The sequence below is a fragment of the Desulfosarcina widdelii genome (genome assembly GCF_009688965.1).
GTDB classification, from domain to species: domain Bacteria; phylum Desulfobacterota; class Desulfobacteria; order Desulfobacterales; family Desulfosarcinaceae; genus Desulfosarcina; species Desulfosarcina widdelii.
Map to the genome: position 1 here is coordinate 2,606,019 of NZ_AP021875.1, position 13,590 is coordinate 2,619,608.

Annotated in this window: 14 protein-coding genes; 8 read left to right on the plus strand and 6 right to left on the minus strand. The window is 57.1% G+C overall.

Annotated elements, in window-relative coordinates; genetic code table 11:
* Positions 1-39 precede the first annotated feature (39 nt).
* The 5 genes from truD to GN111_RS12345 all read left to right on the plus strand — a co-directional run bounded on the left by truD (position 40) and on the right by GN111_RS12345 (position 3,428).
* On the plus strand, positions 40-1,113 hold the full coding sequence (gene truD / locus GN111_RS12325) for a tRNA pseudouridine(13) synthase TruD (protein ID WP_170302244.1): 1,074 nt from the start codon (positions 40-42) through the stop codon (positions 1,111-1,113).
* A 50-nt stretch (positions 1,114-1,163) separates the two neighbouring features.
* Positions 1,164-1,562, plus strand: a complete 399-nt coding sequence (locus tag GN111_RS12330; RefSeq protein ID WP_155304032.1) for a RidA family protein — start codon at positions 1,164-1,166, stop codon at positions 1,560-1,562.
* A gap of 148 nt (positions 1,563-1,710) precedes the next feature.
* Positions 1,711-2,367 (plus strand): lactate utilization protein, encoded by a 657-nt coding sequence (locus GN111_RS12335; protein ID WP_155304033.1) that lies wholly within the window; start codon positions 1,711-1,713, stop codon positions 2,365-2,367.
* Positions 2,368-2,392: 25 nt separating this feature from the next.
* Positions 2,393-2,686: an NIPSNAP family protein gene (locus GN111_RS12340; RefSeq protein WP_155304034.1), complete on the plus strand. Its 294-nt coding sequence runs from the start codon at positions 2,393-2,395 to the stop codon at positions 2,684-2,686.
* A gap of 1 nt (position 2,687) precedes the next feature.
* Entirely contained in the window at positions 2,688-3,428 is a 741-nt protein-coding gene (locus GN111_RS12345) for a protein-L-isoaspartate(D-aspartate) O-methyltransferase (RefSeq protein ID WP_197740540.1), read from the plus strand.
* On the opposite strand, the gene GN111_RS12350 is transcribed toward GN111_RS12345, so the two are convergent.
* From GN111_RS12350 to GN111_RS12375, 6 genes are all read right to left on the minus strand, one after another.
* Complete coding sequence (locus GN111_RS12350; protein ID WP_155304035.1) at positions 3,361-4,011, minus strand: poly-gamma-glutamate hydrolase family protein; 651 nt, start codon at positions 4,009-4,011, stop codon at positions 3,361-3,363. The genes GN111_RS12345 and GN111_RS12350 overlap by 68 nt on opposite strands.
* 363 nt (positions 4,012-4,374) lie before the next feature.
* The gene (locus GN111_RS12355) at positions 4,375-5,088 is read right to left on the minus strand and encodes an ABC transporter ATP-binding protein (RefSeq protein WP_197740541.1); all 714 of its coding nucleotides are present in this window, start codon (positions 5,086-5,088) and stop codon (positions 4,375-4,377) included.
* Between the two features lie 40 nt (positions 5,089-5,128).
* A complete protein-coding gene (locus GN111_RS12360) occupies positions 5,129-5,866 on the minus strand; it encodes an ABC transporter ATP-binding protein (RefSeq protein WP_155304037.1) in 738 nt (245 codons plus the stop codon).
* A gap of 13 nt (positions 5,867-5,879) precedes the next feature.
* The gene (locus tag GN111_RS12365) at positions 5,880-6,845 is read right to left on the minus strand and encodes a branched-chain amino acid ABC transporter permease (RefSeq protein ID WP_155304038.1); all 966 of its coding nucleotides are present in this window, start codon (positions 6,843-6,845) and stop codon (positions 5,880-5,882) included.
* A 4-nt stretch (positions 6,846-6,849) separates the two neighbouring features.
* Positions 6,850-7,710 (minus strand): branched-chain amino acid ABC transporter permease, encoded by an 861-nt coding sequence (locus GN111_RS12370; RefSeq protein WP_155304039.1) that lies wholly within the window; start codon positions 7,708-7,710, stop codon positions 6,850-6,852.
* Between the two features lie 238 nt (positions 7,711-7,948).
* Positions 7,949-9,211 (minus strand): ABC transporter substrate-binding protein, encoded by a 1,263-nt coding sequence (locus tag GN111_RS12375; protein ID WP_155304040.1) that lies wholly within the window; start codon positions 9,209-9,211, stop codon positions 7,949-7,951.
* Positions 9,212-9,561: 350 nt separating this feature from the next.
* Between GN111_RS12375 and GN111_RS12380 the strand changes: the two genes are divergently transcribed.
* The 3 genes from GN111_RS12380 (at position 9,562) to hpfG (ending at position 13,446) form a co-directional block, all read left to right on the plus strand.
* A complete protein-coding gene (locus tag GN111_RS12380; RefSeq protein WP_170302245.1) occupies positions 9,562-10,203 on the plus strand; it encodes a TetR/AcrR family transcriptional regulator in 642 nt (213 codons plus the stop codon).
* A gap of 378 nt (positions 10,204-10,581) precedes the next feature.
* Positions 10,582-10,875: a hypothetical protein gene (locus GN111_RS12385; RefSeq protein WP_170302246.1), complete on the plus strand. Its 294-nt coding sequence runs from the start codon at positions 10,582-10,584 to the stop codon at positions 10,873-10,875.
* 36 nt (positions 10,876-10,911) lie between these two features.
* Entirely contained in the window at positions 10,912-13,446 is a 2,535-nt protein-coding gene (gene hpfG / locus GN111_RS12390; protein ID WP_155304043.1) for a (2S)-3-sulfopropanediol dehydratase, read from the plus strand.
* The last annotated feature ends 144 nt before the right edge of the window (positions 13,447-13,590 follow it).

The following is a 13,590-nucleotide window of genomic DNA, read 5'->3' on the forward strand; positions in this document are numbered from 1 at the left end:
AGGACCCATCCCTGATAAATGGAGAAGAATCCGAACCCCATGCCAACAGAAAAACAACCAGACAAAACCGATGACCGGGTGAAAGCCGCCATCGATGCGCTGACAGCGCTTCCTTTCGTTTCCGATCCCCTGCCCGGTATCGGCGGAACCATCAAAGCCACGCCGGAGCACTTCGTGGTGGAAGAGATCCTTCCCTACACGGCCTGCGGCCAGGGGGAGCACATCTACGTGACTTTTCGCCGCAGCGGATGGAATACCGCGGATGCCGCCCGCGCCATCCAGCAACGCCTGAAGCTGGCCCCAACGGACGTGGGCTATGGGGGCCGCAAGGACAAAACCGCGGTGGTCGAACAGACATTTTCGCTGCGCTGCGGAGAAAGCCGGCCACTGGCGGAAATCGAACGGGCACTGGCCGAGCTTCCCTTTGAAATTTTAGCCATCGACCGCCACCGCAACAAGATCAAAACCGGCCACGTAGCCGCCAACCGCTTCACCATCGTGGTCAGCCAACCCGAGCCGAACGCCCTGCCCGGTGCCCAGGCCATTGCCGAACGGCTCGCGAAGACCGGCATCCCCAACTTTTACGGCCCCCAGCGCTTCGGCCACGGATGGCAAAACGTCAAACGGGGATTCGCGCTCTTCCGGCCGTTGAAAAAAGTCCGCAAGAACCCATTCATGGTTTCGGTGGTCCAGTCTACCCTGTTCAACATCTGGCTCAAACAGCGCATGGAAACGGGCGGCTACGGGCAGTTGCTCAAGGGCGACATCGTCAAGAAAACCGACACCGGCGGTATGTTCACAGTCGAGGATCTGGCCATGGATGCCCCGCGCTTCGAAAACGGCGAAATCGTTTACACCGGCCCGATCTATGGCTTTAAGATGAAACCGGCCGCGGACGCGGCCGGGGAGATAGAAGCGTCCTTGCTCGCCCAATTCGGCCTTTGCGCCGAAGATTTCCGCCCCTTGCGTTCCCCGGGTTCCCGGCGGCCGGCAATATTGCGGCCCGACGAGCTCGAAATCGGCGAATCGTCGGAAGGCCTGCGGTTTACGTTTACCCTGCCCTCGGGTGCCTATGCCACCATGGTCTTGCGCGAGTTCACCCGATCCACGTGACGGTTGCCCTCATGGAAGACCATAACCACCGACCCTTACCGGAGGCCACTATGCCCAGACAGTTGATCAGCTCAGGATCGCCTTTCGAAAAACCCATCGGCTTTTCCCGCGCCGTGCGTGTGGGCAACGCCATCTCCATCTCGGGAACCGCCCCCATCGCACCCGGCGGCGGAACTGCCTTTCCCGGCAATCTTTACGAGCAGACCCGCACCTGCATTACTATTATCAAAGATGCTATCGAGAAAGCCGGCGGCCGTTTAGAGGACGTGATCCGTACCCGCATCATGCTCACTGACATCGACCGCTGGCAGGAGGCCGCCAGGGCCCATGGCGAATTCTTCGGCGAGATCCGTCCGGCCTGTACCTTCGTCCAGGTCAGCCGTTTCATCGATGAGGACTGGCTGGTGGAAATGGAGGCAGATTGTGTGGTGGTAGAGCCAGGGCTATAGAGAATCGATCATCATCCCTCAACACAATTCCAGCTCCTCGATCTTTTGGCTCTCTGAATCCTGGAATCCTTGGATTCCTTGAACCCACCTCCGTTCTGTCTTAAATTGGATAATAATAACGACGACTCCCTGAGGAACCATTTACGCTATGCCGAATCCCATCGACACTTACTGGCAGTTGAAGCTGGAGCGTTGCCAACACGCCCTGGGAAAAAACAATTTCGATGTCTTCGTTGCCTCCGATACCAAAGCGGCCGGAGAGGTTTTCCGGGATCGAATTCGACCCACGATCAACGTTAAAACGGTCTCCTGGGGCGATTCCATGACCCTGAAGGTTACCGGTGTGATGGACGACCTGCGGGCCGAACCCGACATCCGGACAATCGAAACCTTCGATCCGCAGATAACCCAGGAAGAGCGTATCGAGCGCCGCCGCCAGGCCCTGCTGGTCGACCTTTTTCTGACCGGATCCAATGCCGTCACCGAAACCGGCATACTCGTCAACTTGGACATGGTGGGCAATCGGGTGGCCGGCCTCACCTTCGGCCCGAAACAGGTAGTGCTGTTCATCGGCCGCAACAAGATTGTACCGACCGTCGCGGATGCCATGCAGCGGGTCAAGCAACTGGCCGCCCCGGCCAACGCCATTCGTCATCCGAACCTGAAAACACCCTGCATGAAAACCGGCGCCTGCATGGACTGCAGCAACCCGGACCGGATCTGCAACACCTGGTGCATCACGGAGAAATGCTTCCCCAAGGGCCGGATCAAAATCATCCTGATCGATCAGGACCTCGGGCTTTAGCCCTACATTAAACAGGAAGATTCCCATGCCCATCCAAATGCGCATCTACACCATCAATCGCGGCGCCCTGGACGACTTTGCCAAAGAGTGGAAAAAGACCATCAAACCACTTCGTGAAAAGCTCGGCTTCACCATCCCTGCGGCCTGGACCCTGCCATCGACCAACCAGTTCGTCTGGCTGATACAGTACGACGGTCCGAAATCCTGGGAGGATCTGGATCGGGCCTATTTCTCGCACCCGGACCGCCTGGCCATGTCCCCCAATCCGGCCAGGCACATCGCCCGCATGGAAGAGTATTTTATGGATCCGGTGACCTGACATGAACGAAGTGCCGAACCGCCCGATCAGCAGATTTCCACTTCTATTGCTGGCTGCCCTGCTCGCCCTCCAGGCCTATGCCCCGGCCGAAGCCCCGGCCGAAAATTTTGCGGATCTCCGCCAACAAATGGTTCGGTATCAGCTCAAAGGGCGCGACATCGTGGACGCACACGTGCTGCGTGCCATGTCCGTCGTGCCCCGCCATCGTTTCGTGCCGGAGAAGTTGCGGGCGATGGCCTACCAGGATACCCCCTTGCCCATCGGCCACGGCCAGACCATCTCCCAGCCCTACATCGTGGCCCTGATGTCCCAACTGCTGGCTGTCGAGCCCGGTCATCGGATCCTGGAAATCGGCACCGGCTCCGGCTACCAGGCCGCCGTGCTGGCCGAAATGGGCGCCTCGATCTACTCCATCGAGATCGTTCCCGAACTGGGCCGGCAGGCCCGAAAGGCCCTCAATCCCCTGGGATATGAAACCATTCATCTCAAAATCGGGGACGGCTACCAGGGATGGCCCCAACACGCTCCTTTCGAAGGCATCATTGTCACCTGCGCCCCTACCCGCATCCCCGAACCGCTCAAAACCCAACTGGCCGAGGGAGGCCGCATGGTGATCCCCGTCGGCCCTCAGAATCACCAGCAGTTAGTGCTCTTGACCAAAGAACACGGCGAGATCAGACAGGAAAAAGTCGTGGATGTCCGCTTTGTCCCCATGGTGGATGCGTCGGGCAGGACCTATTGATGCCGAGCTGGACGGCCCGAACGTAGGCTGAAAAACAGGGCCTGCCCCGCTTGCGGTAAAGTCGGGAGATATCCTCGAAAAGAAGCTTGCGCATGGCGATGGGAATCTCAAGTTGGACCCCCATGCCCAACCGGCCCCGATTGCAGATATTCTTCGGATTGATGCCGGGAAAGCGTCTGGCGTCGGTGGCGGTAAAGCCGGCCGATGCAAGGGCGGCCCGGATCGCCTTTTTCATGGCAGCGTGGCGCCCGCCCACATAGGTGGCAAGGCTTTCGTCCCTGCATCCGTGAATGGTGACCACCGTGCGCGAATTTTGTGCGATAAACCGGCCCACCGGCTCGTCGAATTTTCTGCTGGAGATGTGCAGGCCCGCGTTGCCCGAGGGCTTCAGGCCGCTGAAGGTGTAAAAGGTGTGCCACTGCCCGGCCACCGCGTCGGCAACCTCGGTTGTTCCGGGTTCGATGCCACCGCCATGAATAGCCATGATGGCGATGCCGGAAAGACCGCGGCGCACCCGGATGCGGTAGTCGACACCAAGCACCTCATTTTTCTGCAACGCTGCAAATGATGGGTAGGACGGCATGGCGTCCCCCTTGGGAGCGGCATAATTACAGGCAAGTAATCCTCGGGTGATGTCCAAGCGATCCGGAACGGTTCGGGCCGGTCCGGCGAGACATTTAATCAGCAAATATTTCTGAACGTCGAACAGTGAACATCGAACTTCCAACGTCGAATGCGGAGATCACTTCGCTCCGTCGTTCACTAATAAGAATTCCCTATCCCTTTTTACCGTCTGTGAAGCGGGGTTTCAAAAAAATTTTGAAAGACAACATGCCTTGTTCGAATTTCGAAGCTGGACGTTCGATGTTCGATGTTCATGGGTCTGGATTTCCGTCCCCTTCGGATGAGCCTTATCAAACCACCCGCTCTATGGGTGATCGGTGATTTACATGCCCATATAGGCTTTCCTGACCTCATCACTCTTCATCAGTTCTTTTGCCGATCCGGACTGAACGATGCGGCCGGTCTGAAGCACGTAACCGCGATGAGAAATCTCCAGTGCCTCCTGAACCATCTGTTCGACCAGCAGGACCGTCGTACCCTCCGCGTTCACCTGCACGATGGTTTCCATCACTTTTTCCACAAGCGACGGCATGAGCCCCAGCGACATTTCATCGAGCATGAGCAGTTCCGGCCGGGACATCATTCCCCGCGCAATGGCCAGCATCTGCTGTTCGCCGCCGGAAAGGGTTTCCGCCTTCTGGTTGGCCCGCTGACGCAATACCGGAAACAGCGTCAGAACCTCCTCCTCGCGCCGGACGATTTCCCGTTTATCCTTTTCGATGAATGCCCCCAAAGAGAGATTCTCGCTAACGGAAAGCTTGGGGAACAGCCGCCGGCCTTCCGGAACATAGCTGATTCCGCGACGAATGGTACGTGAAGCGGGCAGACGCGAGATGTCTTGGTCCTTGAACCGAACGGTCCCCTTTTCCGGATGCAAGAGTCCGCAAATGGTGCGCATCGTGGTGGTCTTGCCGGCGCCGTTGGCTCCGATAATGCAAACCATCTCTCCCCGGAACACCTCGAGTGAGACACCGTGCACGACGGGCACGCCGTCATATCCGGAATGGATTTCGTTTACGCTGAGAAAAGGTTTCATCGCTTGGCTCATTTTCATGCTACGGATAATTTGTATTCGTTCACGATGATTTCATCTTCCGGCTGAACTTTGCTCCCAGGTAGGCCGCCACCACCCGTTCGTCGCGGATGATCGTCTCGGGCGGCCCTTCGGCAATTTTCTTGCCGCCGTCCAGCACCACCAGCTTGTCGGCAATGGGCATAATCGCTTCCATGATGTGCTCCACCACCAGCAGGGTAAGTCCTTTGGCCTTCAGGTGAGTGATCAGTTCCACCGACTCCCTGACTTCGGTCGAAGTCAGACCGGCCATGGCCTCGTCGAGCATCAGCAAACGTGCGCCGGTGGCCAGGGCCCGGGCCACTTCCAGCCGTTTCTTTGTGCCGATGGTCAGACTGCCGGCCCGCTTGTCGCAAAAGTCCTCCAACCGGCATAAGCTGATACACTCGTTGGCCAGAGCCCGGGCCGCCGCCGGTTTGCGATGGCGCAGAAACGCCCCCACCATGACATTGTCGGTAACGGTCATCTCCTGCAGCGGATGCACCACCTGGAAGGTACGCACTGCGCCCAGCCCCGCCGTGCGGCAGGCGGGGCTGCGGGTGATATCGACGCCGTCGAAATGGATGGTGCCCGCGGTGGGTCGGCAAATCCCGGAGATGCAGTTGAACAACGTGGTCTTGCCGGCGCCGTTGGGACCGATGAGACCGACGATGCTGCCCTCTTCGATGTCAAAGGTCACATCATCGTTGGCGATCAGTGATCCGAAGGCCATGCTTACGTTGCGAACGGATAAATATGCCACGACGTTCCCCCCTTTAGCGGTGCCGGCGCCGACCGATGGCGTTTAAAATACCCATGATCCCCTTGGGCTGGCGGACAACCACGACAACGATCAGCAGTCCGAAGACGATCAGGTCCACACCGCCGCCAAGACCACCCCACAATGCCCTTGAGTATTCCTGCAAGGGGATGAGCACGGCTGCGCCCAGCAGCGGCCCGGCCAGGGTGCCCAGTCCGCCAAGGATGGTGATCAACACGAACTTCATGGACATATCCAGGCTCATGACCATGGACGGGTCCACGCGCAGGTTGTACTGAACGAAAAAGGCGCCGCACAGGGCCGTGAGAAATGCGGAGATGGCGATGGCGGCCAGCTTGACGCGGGTGCTGTCCACGCCCAGGGATTCGGCCGCTTCCTGCCCTTCCCGTACGGCCCGCATGTAGTAGCCCAGACGGTGGGATTCGATCCAGCGAACCGTTCCGAAGACGATGGTAAACAGGATCAGGGCGCCATAGTAGTAAAAGCGTTTGTCCTCGTACCACATGAAGTTGCGCCAGCCTTCATCCACCAGCGGGTAGTCCAGCCCCAGGGCGCCGCCCACCCAGTACCACACCATGAAGAGGCGGTTGAAAATCTCCACGATGGCGAAAGTGGCGATGGCGAAATAGTGGCCCGAAAGCTTGAAGCAGGGATAGGAGATGGCCATGGCCACCAGCGCCGCCAGCAGCGCTCCCAGGATTACGCCCGGCCACGGCGCCAGGTGATAGGTGACCACGGCCATGCCGGCGCCGTATGCCCCGATGCCGAAGAATACCGAGTGCCCGAAGGAGGTCTGGCCGCAATAGCCTCCCAGGATATTCCACGCCTGGGCCATGGCGGCGAACAGCAGGATCAGAATCATCACGTGCTGGGTAAAGCTGCTGGCCAGTATACCGGGGACCAGCGGCAGCACCGCCAATATCAGCAAAAGCAAACCCCAGAAGGTATCCCCACGTTTCATTTTCTCACCATCCGAATAATCCCTTGGGACGCAGCAGGACAACGACCAGGTAAAGCCCGAATACCGCGACATACTTGAATACCGGCGCAATGTAGAAACCGGCCAGCGCCTCTACCAGGCCGATGAGCAGGGCTGCCAGCAGGGTGCCGGAAATACTCCCGAACCCGCCCATGGCCACGATGACGAAAGCGATCAGACCGAACAGGGTGCCCACCTCCGGATGGACGGCCAGGTGGGAGGGCAACAGACCGCCGGCGATGCCGACGCAGGCGCCGCCCAGCCCGAAAACCAGCAGGTAGATCCGTTCGGTGTCGATCCCCATGAGTTCGGCGGCCTCCTTGTCCATGGCCGTTGCCTGAATAGCCCAGCCCAGCCGCGTGCGGCTCATCAGCAGGTACACGCACCCCACCACCGCCATGGAGACGATGCCGATCACCAGCTGGGGCACCGGCAGGATCAATCCGGCCAGGGTCAGCGTTTTGCCGCCCAGCCAGGTATCGGACAACAGCCGGAAGTTGGGGGAAAAGCGGTTCAGGCAGACGTTCTTCAACACCATGGAGAGCCCGAAGGTCGCCAAAAGCGCCGACATGGCCGATTTGCCGATGGTGTGTTTAATGATCAGCCGGTAGGTCAAGGCTCCGACGATAAACACGAAGGCCCCGGCGGCAACCATCGAAATCAGGGGGTCCACCCGCAGGATAAAACCCAGCCAGTAGCTGACGTACATGGCCACCATGAGAAATTCTCCATGGGCGAAATTGATCACGTCCATGACCCCGAAGATGATTCCCAGGCCGACGGCCACCAGGGCATAGAGCATCCCGCTCATCAGGCCGTCCAGCAGTACTTGCATGAAAGTGGTCATCGCTTCACTTGTTTTGATGAATTCTCAAAAAGCCGCATTTCCGTCGGATTCGTACAAAGCCCGAGATCAAGGCTTGCGAGTCGTGAGGAACGAGGCGTACTTGGCGTATGCTGTAGTGACGAAAGATGAAGCGTAACGCCGATATCGGGTTTTGTACGAATTCGACGGTTAAGGTTCCCGGCCGGCAGCCCCGGACCCGGACTACCGGCCTTTTGGGAGCCAGATGATTCAAACGGGCTTACCGGGCAGTCCAGGCTGCCATGGGAAAAACGACTTCTGTGTCGGCCAGGTCGGTCGGATAGATGCGCTTGTAGGAGCCTCCCTGGAGCTGGGTAATCAGGCTCTTGGCCTTGATGTTCTGGCCGCCAGGTGCAAAAGCGACCTCCCCACCCAGGGAAAGCGGAGATTTCCAGGTATCGGCATGCAGGGCTTCAGCCACGACTTTATAGTCCAGGGTCCCGGCCTTTTCGATGGCCTGGGCCAGCACGAACATGGCCACGGCTTCCTGGATGCTGTCGCTGTCAAACGGCACGCTTGGATTGGTTTTCTGTTTGTAGATTTTCTCGACGGCAGCCACGGCGGGCATCAGTTCGGCAAACTCGGGAGAATATCCGGTCCCGCCCATGAAGTAGTTGGCGTCATCGCCCAACTGTTTGGTGATGACCGGATCCTGGTAACCGGTGCAGTAGTTCAAGGCCGCCTGGGGCAGCCATTCCATCTGCTTCATGGTGCGCACCCACAGGGTGTAGTCGCCGCCCAGGCAGGCGCCGAAAACGACATCCGGATTTTTGGCCTTGAGGGTCTGCACCTCGCTGTTCAAGTTGGTGGCGCCGGGGCTGAAAGCCACGTCGGCGACGACTTCGAATCCGCCTGCTGCGGCGGCCGCCTTGCCTTCGTCGGCGGCATGCTTGCCGAACTCACTGTTCTCGTAAATCAGTCCCACGGTTTTAAGATTCGCCTTTTTCATCTTTTCGAGCCAGTGCATCACCTCGACGAACTCCAGGGACTCGGTCTGGTCGGTGGGCGCCATGCGGAAAAAATAGCTGAATCCCCGCTGGGTCAGGGCAGCCGAACTGGAGCAGCCGCACATGAACAGCTTTTTCTTGCGTTCGGCAACGAAACTGGCCGGCTTGGTCACCGCACTGTTGTAGCAGCCGATAATGGCGTACACCCCCTCCTGGTTGAACAGCCGCTCCGCCTCGGCTTTGCCCACGTCGGGCTTTCCCTGATGATCGGCGTGCACCAGCTCGATGCGGGTGCCATCCAGGATTCCTTCCTGTCCGGCCAGCGGGACCTGAATATCCGGGTAGCTGTTGTTGATCACTTCCACGGCCGTTGCCACCGAGGCCTGGCAGCGCTGGCCGGCCAGGGCACACGAACCGGTCAGGGGAAAAAGCGTGCCGATCTTGATGACCTTGTCCGCGGCCGTGGCAGGGATGGAAATGCAGAGACTTGAAATGCCGATGACGACTGCAGCAAACAGAAAACCTCCTCTTCTCATGATCTCTCTCCTTATAAAATCGGTTGGATGGAAATGACAGCAACACAAAGAGGCTTAGCGAAGGTCGTGCCACCCCATGGAAGCACCTTCAACAAGGACCTAATTGTTATTTAATCAATAAGTTAGAAGAAATGGGGATGCATTTTTGTACCGTTACGACAGGGGATGGGTGTGTCCACGGCTTTTACACGGTGTAAACGAACAGTACCCACCCAAACGAAGTTTTTCAAATTTCGCGGACTGGACAACCGGTTTGGTGAAAGTGAGCGGAGAAGTCAGGCCTCGCCATTTGACATATCCAGATGTACCGGTTATGTCCGCTTGAGACTGACAAGATAAAAAGGAAATCCATGGGCCGACGGCCAAAATCGCAAGAGGAGATCGAGGACTTCAAGAACAAGCTTCTTGACGTTACCTTACGGCTGATCACCCAAGACGGATATGAAGGTTTCAGTATCCGGAAATTGGGACCCGAGGTCGGGATTGCCCCCAAAACGGTCTATAACTATTTCAGAAGCAAAGAGGAAATTTACCTCCATATTATTACCAAGGGCTTTGAGCTTTTATATGAAGCGCTTTCGAAACACACCCGCCAGGAGGAAGATCCCTTTAAAAAGCTTGAAGCGATTGCCGCCGCATACATCTGCTTCGGTCTCGAGCAATCCAACTATTACGATCTGATGTTTACCTGGCATGTCCCCAAATACAACGATTTTAAGGGAACGGAATTGGAGCCCCTGGCGTTTACGGAATTGCAGACCGCCTTGAAATCGTTCGATCTTCTACTGCAAACGGTTGAACAGCTTGCCCAGCGATATGGTTGCATTCCAAAAGAAGATGCCCGGGTGCAGGCCATCCAGTTGCTTGCATCCATCCACGGCATTGTCGCACTGAAAAACAGCACCATTCTCGATTATGTTCATGATGACGTAGACGCAATCATCGGTCCTTTGCTGAAAGGCATTCTCAAGCCATTCCGCCCCATGGATTAAACGGATTGTGCAGGTCACTGCTTTCATCTCTGCTTACGATTGGCCATCCTAAAAAAGTACCCGTCCACCGGGTTGAAATGCCCAATGTGCCGCAACAGCCTGATCTGTAGTCGTTCACAGGGCGCCGCAGATGTGAGGCGCCGGGAACGCAGACGGTTGGGTCAACCTTCAGTGCCCGGGAACAAAGCAGATGCGGTACCCTGTGAAAGCTTACCTAAAAAACGCTTGACTTTACCATGAACGGTGCTACGGTGAAATTAATGTAACGCCGTTACCCAAATATCCTTCCTGTGAAAGAAAAGCGAAATGAAGTTCAATTTATTGCTTTATGTTCTTTCCGTAAAATTGAAAAGGGCTGCAAAGAAGAATGCCCGCTTCATGAAATTCATCCGAGACAAAAAACTGAAACTCGGCATCCGAACGGCCGATGGGAAATCCGGCCGTCAATATACGTTTTCGAAGGGCAAAATTTTATCCGGGTCGGGGCTGCCGGAAGATCCCGATTTCGTCATGGTCTGGTCCGATGCGGACACGGCCTTCAAAACGATGTCCAGCACCAACGAAGAGGCGGCGGTTGCCGCTCTGACCGAAAAGAAGCTCCAGGTGGAAGGCGATCTCAAGGCGTTCATGTGGTTTTCCAGGGCCATTGATATCATGATGGGAAAAGCCTGAAAGCCTGTTTGAGAAATCTGAATCAGGGAGGGGAAGATGGAAGCCGTTACAGCAAAAATAAATGGTGAAGAAAAACCGATCGGCCTGGAGCCGTTTGACAAGGAATGGCCGGTTGGCGAATCCGCCATGACGGAAAACCCTTCCCCTTTTCCGCGCATCAACCGGTTCCGGAAATTCGCCTGGGACATGGAGTTTACCGTCGATCACCAACGGGCCTGCCTGGTCACCGAGGCCTACCGCGAAAACGAGGACAAACCCCAGATCGTCAAATGCGCCCTGGCGTTAAAGCATGTACTGGCGAATGTCCCCATAACGATTTATAAAGACGAGCTGATCGTTGGGGAAATGGCGGCGCCCATCAAGTCCGCGCCCATATTTCCTGAATTTTCCTACAACTGGGTCATGGATGAGATGAAAAATCATCCCTGGAAAGACCGGCTGCACGACAATTACTATATCACCAAGGACGCCGAAAAAAAGCTGACTGCGCTCGAGAGCTACTGGAAGGGCAATACGGTAGAAGAGAAAATCATCGCCCGGCTGTCCGAGGACGAAAAGAAGGGAACCAACCTGGGACGGGGGCTCTATCTTCTGAATCTTTACATGTTCGGCGGCGTGGGACATTTGCAGGCCAACTACGAGAAGCTTTTTGCCCTGGGCTATGACGGGATCAGAAAACAGGTGCAAAAAAAGTTGTTGTCCCTCGATCCAACCTTTCCGCAAGATCTGGCCAAAAGGGACTTCTACCAGGCGGAACTGATTGCCCTCGACGCCGCAACCAAGTATCTGAAACGCTACGCCGCCCTGGCCCGCGACATGGCCAAAAATGAGCGGGACGAATCCTGGAAACGGGAGCTGCTGAAGATCGCGGACAATTGCGACTGGGTGTCCGAAAGCCCGCCGAGGACGTTCTGGGAAGCATTGCAGCTCTGGTTCATGGCCACCACCATTTTACTGATCGAATCCAACGGCCATTCCGTATCCTTCGGCCGGTTCGACCAGTACATGTATCCGTTCTATCGCCGCGATATCGAAAGCGGCGAAACAACCAAGGAAGAGATCCAGGAACTGATCGAGATCATCTTCATCAAGGATTTGTGGTGGACCAAGCTCCGGGACCGGCTGACGGTAATCCCCAACTCCGGCCGGGGCATGGGGGGAGACAGCCTGACCGTCGGTGGCGTGGACAAGGACGGCAACGACGCCACCAACGATTTAAGCTATATGGTCCTCGATGCCCATGCCCACACCCGTTCGGGTGTTCCCTGGCTGGCGGTTCGCTTTCACAAAAACACGCCTTGGGAGTTCAAGGTCAAAACCATCAACAACATCCGCATCGGCACCGGGCAGCCCAAACTGTTCAACGACGAAGCGGCCATACCGGCATCCCTGAAAGCCGGACGGACCCTGGAGGACTCCCGCAACTATCACGTGGTGGGATGCGTGGAGATCGATGCCGGCGGCAAGGAGTACGGCTGGCACGATTCGGCATATTTCAATATCGCCAAGGTGCTTGAACTGGCCATCAACGACGGCCGCTGCATCGGCTGCGGTGCCCACTGCCCCAAATGGGACGACTGCGGCGGTGCGGGAAAACGCCTGGGACCCAGAACCGGCAGCCTGGCCGATTTCAAATCCTTCGACGAGGTAAAAACCAGCTACGACCGGCAGATGAAATACTGGGTGGATCAGATGATCGCCGGCACGGAGATCATGGACCTGGTGCACCAGCAGCTCAAGCCCCTGCCCTATCTTTCGCTGCTCACGGACGACTGCATCGAGCGGGGCTTAGACGTGACGGCCGGCGGTGCGGTCTACAATTTCACCGGTCCCCAGGCGGTCGGGGTCGGTACGGTGGCGGACGGGTTTGCCACGATCAGGCAACTGGTGTTTGAAGAGAACAAGGCAACCGGCAGGGATCTTCTGGATGCCTGCGAGAAAAACTGGAATGGATACGAGGCCCTGTATGCCCTGGTGAACAGCAAAAAAGTCCACCATTACGGCAATGACGACGATTATGCGGACGAACTGGCGAAATTCGGCGTCGATACCTACTGCAAATATGTGGAGGGCCGCCCCAATTCCCGAGGCGGGACCTATCTTCCGGGCGTGTACTCCGTTTCCGCCAATGTCGGCCTCGGCCTGGTGCAATGGGCGTCCGTGGACGGCCGCAAGGCCATGGAGCCGGTATCCGACTGCCTGGGCCCTGTCCACACCCAGGCCGGGTCCCATGACATCAAAGGCCCCACGGCCATCGCAAAATCCGTGACCAAGCTGGATCACGTCCGGGCCGGCAACGGGACCCTGCTGAACTGGAAGTTCACCCCCGAATGCCTGAAAGGCGATGTCGGCAGGGACAACCTCATCTCTTTGATGGATGTCTATTTCGAGAGAAAAGGGATGCACAGCCAGTTCAACGTCGTCAGCAGGGAGACCCTTGAGGATGCCCTGGTCAACCCGGAGAAATACAAGGACCTGCTCGTCCGGGTGGCCGGATACAGTGCCTTTTTTGTCGAGCTGAGCAAGCCGTTGCAATACGATATTCTGGGCCGAACGGAGCTTTCCATGTAACATGCCGTTTTCCTTTTTATGGTTCTCCGAAAAATTCAAACGGAGCGTAGCGAAGATCCGGAATCCAGGAAGATCCCTGGATGCCTCCGGATGGGGTCCGGGGCAGGCTAATCAAGTTCTGCATGACGAGCATGGGACGATTTG

Bases quoted from the DNA above. Each gene is read 5' to 3' on its own strand.
- GN111_RS12385 (WP_170302246.1), top strand. From the start codon at position 10,582: ATGAAATTCATCCGAGACAAAAAACTGAAACTCGGCATCCGAACGGCC.
- GN111_RS12355 (WP_197740541.1), bottom strand. From the start codon at position 5,088: ATGAAACCTTTTCTCAGCGTAAACGAAATCCATTCCGGATATGACGGC.
- GN111_RS12365 (WP_155304038.1), bottom strand. From the start codon at position 6,845: ATGAAACGTGGGGATACCTTCTGGGGTTTGCTTTTGCTGATATTGGCG.
- GN111_RS12350 (WP_155304035.1), bottom strand. From the start codon at position 4,011: ATGCCGTCCTACCCATCATTTGCAGCGTTGCAGAAAAATGAGGTGCTT.
- GN111_RS12340 (WP_155304034.1), top strand. From the start codon at position 2,393: ATGCCCATCCAAATGCGCATCTACACCATCAATCGCGGCGCCCTGGAC.
- truD (WP_170302244.1), top strand. From the start codon at position 40: ATGCCAACAGAAAAACAACCAGACAAAACCGATGACCGGGTGAAAGCC.
- GN111_RS12375 (WP_155304040.1), bottom strand. From the start codon at position 9,211: ATGAGAAGAGGAGGTTTTCTGTTTGCTGCAGTCGTCATCGGCATTTCA.
- hpfG (WP_155304043.1), top strand. From the start codon at position 10,912: ATGGAAGCCGTTACAGCAAAAATAAATGGTGAAGAAAAACCGATCGGC.
- GN111_RS12330 (WP_155304032.1), top strand. From the start codon at position 1,164: ATGCCCAGACAGTTGATCAGCTCAGGATCGCCTTTCGAAAAACCCATC.
- GN111_RS12345 (WP_197740540.1), top strand. From the start codon at position 2,688: ATGAACGAAGTGCCGAACCGCCCGATCAGCAGATTTCCACTTCTATTG.
- GN111_RS12380 (WP_170302245.1), top strand. From the start codon at position 9,562: ATGGGCCGACGGCCAAAATCGCAAGAGGAGATCGAGGACTTCAAGAAC.
- GN111_RS12335 (WP_155304033.1), top strand. From the start codon at position 1,711: ATGCCGAATCCCATCGACACTTACTGGCAGTTGAAGCTGGAGCGTTGC.
- GN111_RS12370 (WP_155304039.1), bottom strand. From the start codon at position 7,710: ATGACCACTTTCATGCAAGTACTGCTGGACGGCCTGATGAGCGGGATG.